The 6,453-nt window shown below is 68.9% G+C and carries 9 protein-coding genes; 8 read left to right on the top strand and 1 reads right to left on the bottom strand.

Annotation, left to right across the window (positions count from 1 at the left end):
* Entirely contained in the window at positions 1 to 213 is a 213-nt protein-coding gene (locus ACFDTC_RS09560; protein ID WP_375258648.1) for a hypothetical protein, read from the bottom strand.
* Between the two features lie 239 nt (positions 214 to 452).
* On the opposite strand from ACFDTC_RS09560, the gene ACFDTC_RS09565 reads away from it, so the two are divergent.
* From ACFDTC_RS09565 to ACFDTC_RS09600, 8 genes are all read left to right on the top strand, one after another.
* Entirely contained in the window at positions 453 to 1,982 is a 1,530-nt protein-coding gene (locus ACFDTC_RS09565) for an ATP-binding protein (protein ID WP_375258649.1), read from the top strand.
* Between the two features lie 9 nt (positions 1,983 to 1,991).
* Positions 1,992 to 2,669, top strand: a complete 678-nt coding sequence (locus ACFDTC_RS09570) for a response regulator transcription factor (RefSeq protein ID WP_375258650.1) — start codon at positions 1,992 to 1,994, stop codon at positions 2,667 to 2,669.
* A 135-nt stretch (positions 2,670 to 2,804) separates the two neighbouring features.
* Positions 2,805 to 2,906 (top strand): pyrroloquinoline quinone precursor peptide PqqA, encoded by a 102-nt coding sequence (pqqA, locus tag ACFDTC_RS09575; RefSeq protein WP_375258651.1) that lies wholly within the window; start codon positions 2,805 to 2,807, stop codon positions 2,904 to 2,906.
* 26 nt (positions 2,907 to 2,932) lie between these two features.
* Positions 2,933 to 3,829: a pyrroloquinoline quinone biosynthesis protein PqqB gene (gene pqqB, locus ACFDTC_RS09580; RefSeq protein WP_375258652.1), complete on the top strand. Its 897-nt coding sequence runs from the start codon at positions 2,933 to 2,935 to the stop codon at positions 3,827 to 3,829.
* Complete coding sequence (gene pqqC, locus ACFDTC_RS09585; protein WP_375258653.1) at positions 3,826 to 4,575, top strand: pyrroloquinoline-quinone synthase PqqC; 750 nt, start codon at positions 3,826 to 3,828, stop codon at positions 4,573 to 4,575. Before pqqB ends, pqqC begins: the two co-directional genes overlap by 4 nt.
* Positions 4,575 to 4,856 carry a pyrroloquinoline quinone biosynthesis peptide chaperone PqqD gene (pqqD, locus tag ACFDTC_RS09590; RefSeq protein WP_375258654.1) on the top strand — a complete coding sequence of 94 codons (282 nt, stop codon included), beginning with the start codon at positions 4,575 to 4,577 and terminating at the stop codon, positions 4,854 to 4,856. Before pqqC ends, pqqD begins: the two co-directional genes overlap by 1 nt.
* The gene (gene pqqE, locus ACFDTC_RS09595) at positions 4,853 to 5,944 is read left to right on the top strand and encodes a pyrroloquinoline quinone biosynthesis protein PqqE (RefSeq protein WP_375258655.1); all 1,092 of its coding nucleotides are present in this window, start codon (positions 4,853 to 4,855) and stop codon (positions 5,942 to 5,944) included. The genes pqqD and pqqE overlap by 4 nt, the downstream gene beginning before the upstream one ends.
* A 139-nt stretch (positions 5,945 to 6,083) precedes the next feature.
* Positions 6,084 to 6,453 (top strand): thiamine pyrophosphate-binding protein (locus tag ACFDTC_RS09600; protein WP_375258656.1); only part of this gene is annotated, 370 nt, incomplete at its 3' end.

Below are 6,453 nucleotides of genomic sequence, written 5' to 3' on the forward strand. Positions count from 1 at the left end.
TCAGGCCTCGCGCTCGCTCAGCTGCACCGGGCGGCACTTCCAGCTTGCGATGCGGTGGCCCGGATGCGTCACGACCCATTCGGCCAGATGCGGCTGGGCGGCCATCAGGCAGGTCATCGGCGTCACGTCGGTGAATACGAGCGAGCGTTCTTGGCACGTCTCGCCCTGAGAAATCGCGCCGGACATGCATGTCACGAAAAGCAGTTCGATCATGGTATGCTCCTGTCAATGCATCCTTTAGAATGTAACTTCTTTACCACATACGCGCCGCCCAGCCTAATGGATGCGTCTAAACGGCGCTTTTGTTTCCCCCTGGACAACGCGCCGCGCGCAAATGCGTATTTTCTGACCAGTGATGGTCTCCCTGCCCGGGCATTCGGCGGAGCCGACATGGGGGACGTCGCGTGAGGCGCCTGCAATCGCTTCGGGCGCGGCTTGCCGCGGGCGGTGCGATGTTGACCGCCGGCACCGTGCTGACCGCGATGACGCTGTTCCTCGGCATGGGACGTGTGGCCGATGGGCTCGGCACTGCGCTCGCGGCCGAGGCGCGCATGGCGCAATACTCGATCCTGTCGACGCGCGTCTCGACGTTCCTCGTGATCGCGACCGAGGCGGTGCAATCCGGTCTGCCGGCCGACACGCGGGCCGAACGTGTCGCCCCGGTGGTCGAGAACATCCACGCCACGTTCGCGCAGCTCGAAGCGGACCTCGGCCGCGCCGTCGCCGCAGCCGAGGACGCAGGCCTCGACCAGCAATCGCGTTTTGGCACGCAGTCGCTCGGGCTCGCTCGGATGCGCGCGCTGCTCGACAGCACGGTGCGCGGCCTTGCGGCGCCCGGGCAGGACCGCGACGGGCTGCGCGCGCATCTGGACAGTTTCGCGTCTAATTTCGACCCGCTGCTGAACCAGGCGGTGAACACCGAGGTCCTTCTGCGGCGCGAGGCGCTGGAACGGGTCGAAAACCTGCGCGGCACGCTGTCGCTGCTGGCCATCGTCATGGCCGCGCTGGCGCTGGTCGTGGTGCTCGCCTTCTACTTCGGCCTGATCCGGCCGCAGTTCCGGCGGCTCGACCGTTTGCGTCAGGCCGCCCGACAGATCCGGCACGAGGATTTTGCCATCGCCCTGCACGACACGCGCCGCGACGAGATCGGTCTGCTTTACGCGGAAACCGAACGGATGGCGCAGGCGCTGGCGCGGCGGCAGGAGGCCGTGCAGGCGGAATGGGCTCGCCTCAGCGAGACCGTCGACCGGCGCACCGAAGAGCTGCGCGCGGCCAATGCGCGTCTTGAACGGGCCGATGAGACGCGCCGCCGCCTCTTCGCGGACATCAGCCACGAATTGCGCACGCCGCTGACCGTGATCCTGATGGAGGCCGAGATCGGCCGCGCCGCCTTTCCCGAGGGTCGCGACGCCTTCGCCACGATCGAGACCCGCGCGACGCGGCTCAACCGGCGCATCGACGACCTGCTGCGCGTGGCGCGGTCGGACACCGGCGAGTTGCGGCTGGATCCGCGGCCCGTTTTCCTGCCCGACCTCTTCGCCGAGGTGATCGAGGAGGTCGGCGCCGAATGCGACAACGCGGGCCTCACGCTGACCGCACAGGACCCGCCGCATCAGCGCGTGTCCGTCGATCCCAACTGGCTGCGGCAGATCGTGTCGGGCCTGGTGCGCAACGCCATCCGCCACGCGCGCGCCGGCGGCGCCATCCACCTTGCGGCGCGGACGGACGCGGATCGGATCGAGATCGCGGTCCTCGACAACGGCGGCGGCATCCCACCCGACCGGCAGGCCGCGATCTTCGACCGTTTCACGCAGGGCAGCGAGAACAGCCAGGGGTTCGGCATCGGCCTCGCGCTGGCGAAATGGGTGATCGAGGCGCAGGGCGGGCAGATTGCTGTGCAAAGCCCCCTGACCCGCGACGAGGCGCTGGGCGACGCACCCGGCACCAAAGTGTCGCTTCGCCTGCCCTGCGAACCGGACTAGACTGCGCCCATGTCCGCGCGGCTGCTCATTGTCGACGACGATCCCGGTCTCGCCTCGGCGCTGGCCCGCGGGCTTGCGCGGCATGGCTATGTCACCGAAGAGGAGAACCGTGCGGACCGCGCGCTGCCGCGCCTGCTGGATCAGGGGTTCTCGGCGGCGATCGTAGACGTGATGCTGGGTGCCGACAGCGGGATCGACCTGGTGCGAAGCGCCCGCGAGGCCGGCGCGGCGATGCCCATCCTGATGCTCTCGGCCCTGTCCGAGGTCGAGCACCGCGCCGCCGGGCTCGAGGCCGGCGCCGACGAATACGTGGTCAAGCCGTTCTCGTTCGACGAGCTGGTCGCGCGCCTGCGGGTCCAGGAGCATCGCGCGCGGATCAGCGCGTCGAAGACCGCACGGCTCGACCTCGCCGACCGGTCCCTAAGGCGCGGCGATAGCCACGTCGCGCTGACCGAGCGCGAAGCCGATCTGCTTGCCCTGCTTGTCCGCAACGCTGGCCACCCCATGCCCCGGGGCGAGATCTTCGACACGCTCTGGGCCCGCGAGGGTAGCGGCGCCGAGAACGTCGTCGACGTCTACATCGGCTACCTGCGCAAGAAGCTGTCGGCGCAGGATTTCGGGTTCTCCATCGCGACCCGGCGCAACAAGGGCTTTTGCCTCGAAGGCGATCTGCCGCGGATCGAGTGAACGCCCCTGCTTGCAGCCTTGCCAAAGCCTTGCGCCTGACGCGTGCCGTCCGGACGGGCCTTCTTAGAATATAAGAATTGCATGAATCTTCGCCCCCTCGCACGCTGAGGACACGGCAGATTTAGGAGGAAAATCATGGCCTGGAGCAAACCCAAGCTGCGCGAGATCGAATGCGGCATGGAAATCAACATGTACGGCCCCGATGGCGAGGAAGACGCCGGCGGCGTGCTGTTCTGAAACGGCTCGCGCGTGGATCGGCCCACATGACCATTCACGCGCGGATCCTGGGTGCCGCCGCCGGTGGCGGTCTGCCGCAATGGAATTGCGGATGCCCGAACTGCGAGGCGGCGCGCCGGGGCGTGATCCCGTCGCAGACCCAGTCCTCGCTTGCCGTCAGCGGCGACGGCGAGAACTGGGCGATCCTGAACGCCTCGCCCGATATCCGGATACAGATGGCCGCGGCGCCGCAGCTGCACCCGACGGGCCTGCGGACGCTGCCGTTGCGGGCGGTTCTCGTCACCAACGGCGACATCGACCACGTGGCGGGCCTTCTGACGCTGCGCGAGACTCAGCCCTTCGCCCTGTTCGCGACGCCCGAGATCCACGATGTGCTGGCCGCGAACCCCATGTTCGACGCGCTGCGGCCGGACGCGGTGCGCCGCGAACGAATTCGGCTCGACGCGCCCTTTGACGTCGCCCCCGGCCTGCGCGCCACGCTCTACCCGGTGCCGGGCAAGGTGCCGCTCTACATGGAGGGCGCCACGGTCGAGACCGGCCTGATCGGCGAGCAGACCGTCGGCGTCCGGCTCGAAGCGGGTGGAACGGTCGCACATTACGTGCCCGGCTGCGCCGCGCTGACCGACGATCTGCGCGCGCGTCTGGCGGGCGCCGACGCAGTGTTCTTCGACGGCACGCTGTGGCGTGACGACGAGATGATCCGCGCCGGGCTGGGGCAGAAGACCGGCGCCCGCATGGGCCACATGTCGATCAGCGGCCCGGATGGGTCGATCACCGCCTTCGCCGGGATGGATGTGGGTCGCAAGATCTTCGTCCACATGAACAACACGAACCCGGTGCTCGACCCGCGTGCACCCGAACGGGCCGAGGCCGAGGCCGCTGGCTGGACCGTGGGCCACGACGGAATGGAGATGACGCTTTGACCGCCAGCAGGGAAGACTTCGAACAGCGGCTGCGCGCCATCGGCGCCGCGCGGTACCACGATCTGCACCCGTTCCACGACCGGCTGCACGGCGGGCAGTGCACGATCGACGAGGTGCGTGCCTGGGTCATCAACCGCTACTACTACCAGCATTCGATCCCGATGAAGGACGCCGCCTTCATGTCGCGCGTCGAAAGCCCCGAACTGCGGCGCATCTGGCGCTCGCGGATGGAGGATCACGACGGCAAGGACGGCAACGAGGGCGGCATCTGGCGCTGGCTGCGCTTGGCCGAAGCGGTCGGGCTGGATCCCGACTACGTCGCCAGTTGCCAAGGCGTTCTGCCGGCGACCCGCTTCGCCGTCGATGCCTATGTCCGGTTCGTGCGGGAAAAGACCCTGCTCGAGGCAGTGGCCGCGTCGCTGACCGAGCTTTTCGCGCCGAAGATCCACGCCAATCGGATCGAGGGGCTGCTGAAGAACTACGCCTTCGCCAACGACAGCGCGCTGAGCTACTTCCGCCACCGCCTGCAGGAGGCCCCCAAGGACGTCGCCTTCGGCCTGTCCTGGGTGCTCGACCACGCCGACACGCAGGAGCGGCAGGACATGGCCGCGAACGCTCTGATCTTCAAGACCGACGTGCTGTGGTCGCAGCTCGACGCGCTGTGGGGCGCCTACGTCTCGCCCGCGCGCATTCCGCCGGGGGCCTGGCAGCCCGACACCGCCACCACGCTCGCGGCGGTTCGCTGATGGAGCGCGACGCGATCCCTGTTCTGCCGCGCGGGGTGCGCCTGCACTTCGATCGCGTGCGCGAGGTCTGGGTGCTGCTGGCGCCTGAACGGACGATCGTGCTCGACGCGATCGGCCACGCGGTGCTGTCCGAGATCGACGGCGTACGAGACTTCGGCCAGATCACCGCCACGCTCGCCGCGAAATACGACGCGCCCGAGGCGCAGATTGCCGAGGACAGCGCCGGCTTCCTGCGCGCGCTGCGCGACCGCCGGTTCCTCGAGACGAAGGAGCGCGCATGACCACCGTCACACCGCCTCTCGCCATGCTCGCCGAGCTGACGCATCGCTGTCCGCTGGCCTGCCCCTATTGCTCGAACCCGCTGGAGCTGACGCGGCAGGACCGAGAGCTGCCCACCGAGACCTGGATCGACGTGTTCCGCCAGGCCGCGGATCTGGGCGTGCTGCAGCTGCACCTTTCGGGGGGCGAACCCGCCTCGCGCCGGGATCTCGTCGAGCTTGTCGGGGCGGCACGCGAGGCCGGGCTTTACACCAACCTCATCACGTCCGGGATCGGGCTGACCAGGCGCCGGCTCGAGGCGCTCGACGCCGTGGGACTCGATCACATCCAGCTGTCGCTGCAGGGCACCGACGCCGAGATGGCCGACGAGATCGGCGGCTACCGGGGCGGCTTCGCCCGCAAGTTGCAGGTCGCCGAATGGATCGGCGAGATCGGCTTTCCGCTGACGCTGAATGCGGTCCTGCACAGGCGCAACCTGCACCAGCTGCCCCGCGCGCTGCAGATGGCCGAGGAGATGGGCGCCCGCCGGATCGAAGTGGCCACGGTGCAGTTCCACGGCTGGGCGATCCGCAATCGCGCCGCGCTGATGCCGACGCGCGAGCAGGCGCGCGAGGCCACGGCGATCGTCGCCGAGGCCCGCGCGCGGCTCAAGGGCCGGCTGGTCATCGATTACGTGCCGGCAGATTACCACGAGGATTATCCCAAGCGCTGCATGGGCGGCTGGGGCTCGACCGGGCTGAACGTCACCCCCGAGGGGCGCGTCCTGCCCTGCCACGCGGCCGAGACCATCCCGCATCTGCGCTTCGACACGGTCACCGACCGGCCGCTGCGCGAAATCTGGTACGACGGCGAGGCCTTCAACGCCTATCGCGGCACCGACTGGATGCAGGAGCCCTGCGCGTCCTGCGACCGCAAGACGGTCGATTTCGGCGGCTGCCGGTGCCAGGCGCTGGCGTTGGCCGGCGACGCGGCGGCCACCGACCCGGTCTGCCGCAAGTCGCCGCTGCGCGCCGAAGGCCGCGCGCTTGCGGCGGCCGAAAGCGCGCCTACGGATACGTTCGAGCCGCGTAGGATGCCGCAAGGCGTCTGACCCCGCCTCCGGTCTAAGCGGGTGACCGCTTCGCTGCCAGGCGCGGCCGCCGCCGCGAGGCGGGCCCAACTGCTGGACAATTCCGCCTTCATGGTGTCGCACTAGGCCCACCACGCGCTTGACGAGGAGAGGACCAGCCATGGACGGATCGCACCTGAAGCAGAGAACCGGCGGACAGGTCCTCGTCGACCAGCTTCTCGTCCATGGCGCGGATTGCGCCTATTGCGTGCCGGGCGAAAGCTATCTCGAGGTGCTCGATGCACTGCACGACGTGCGCGACCGCTTCACGCTCTACAACGCGCGTCACGAGGCCGGAGCGGCCGACATGGCGGAGGCCTACGGCAAGCTGACCGGCAAGCCCGGCATCTGCATGGTCACGCGCGGGCCGGGCGCCTGCCACGCCGCCGTGGGCGTTCACATCGCGTTCCAGGACTCGACGCCGATGATCCTGCTTGTCGGGCAGGTCGGGCGCGATACGATGGACCGCGAAAGCTTTCAGGAGATCGACT

It is taken from the genome of Citreimonas sp. (assembly GCF_042096055.1).
GTDB lineage: Bacteria > Pseudomonadota > Alphaproteobacteria > Rhodobacterales > Rhodobacteraceae > Citreimonas.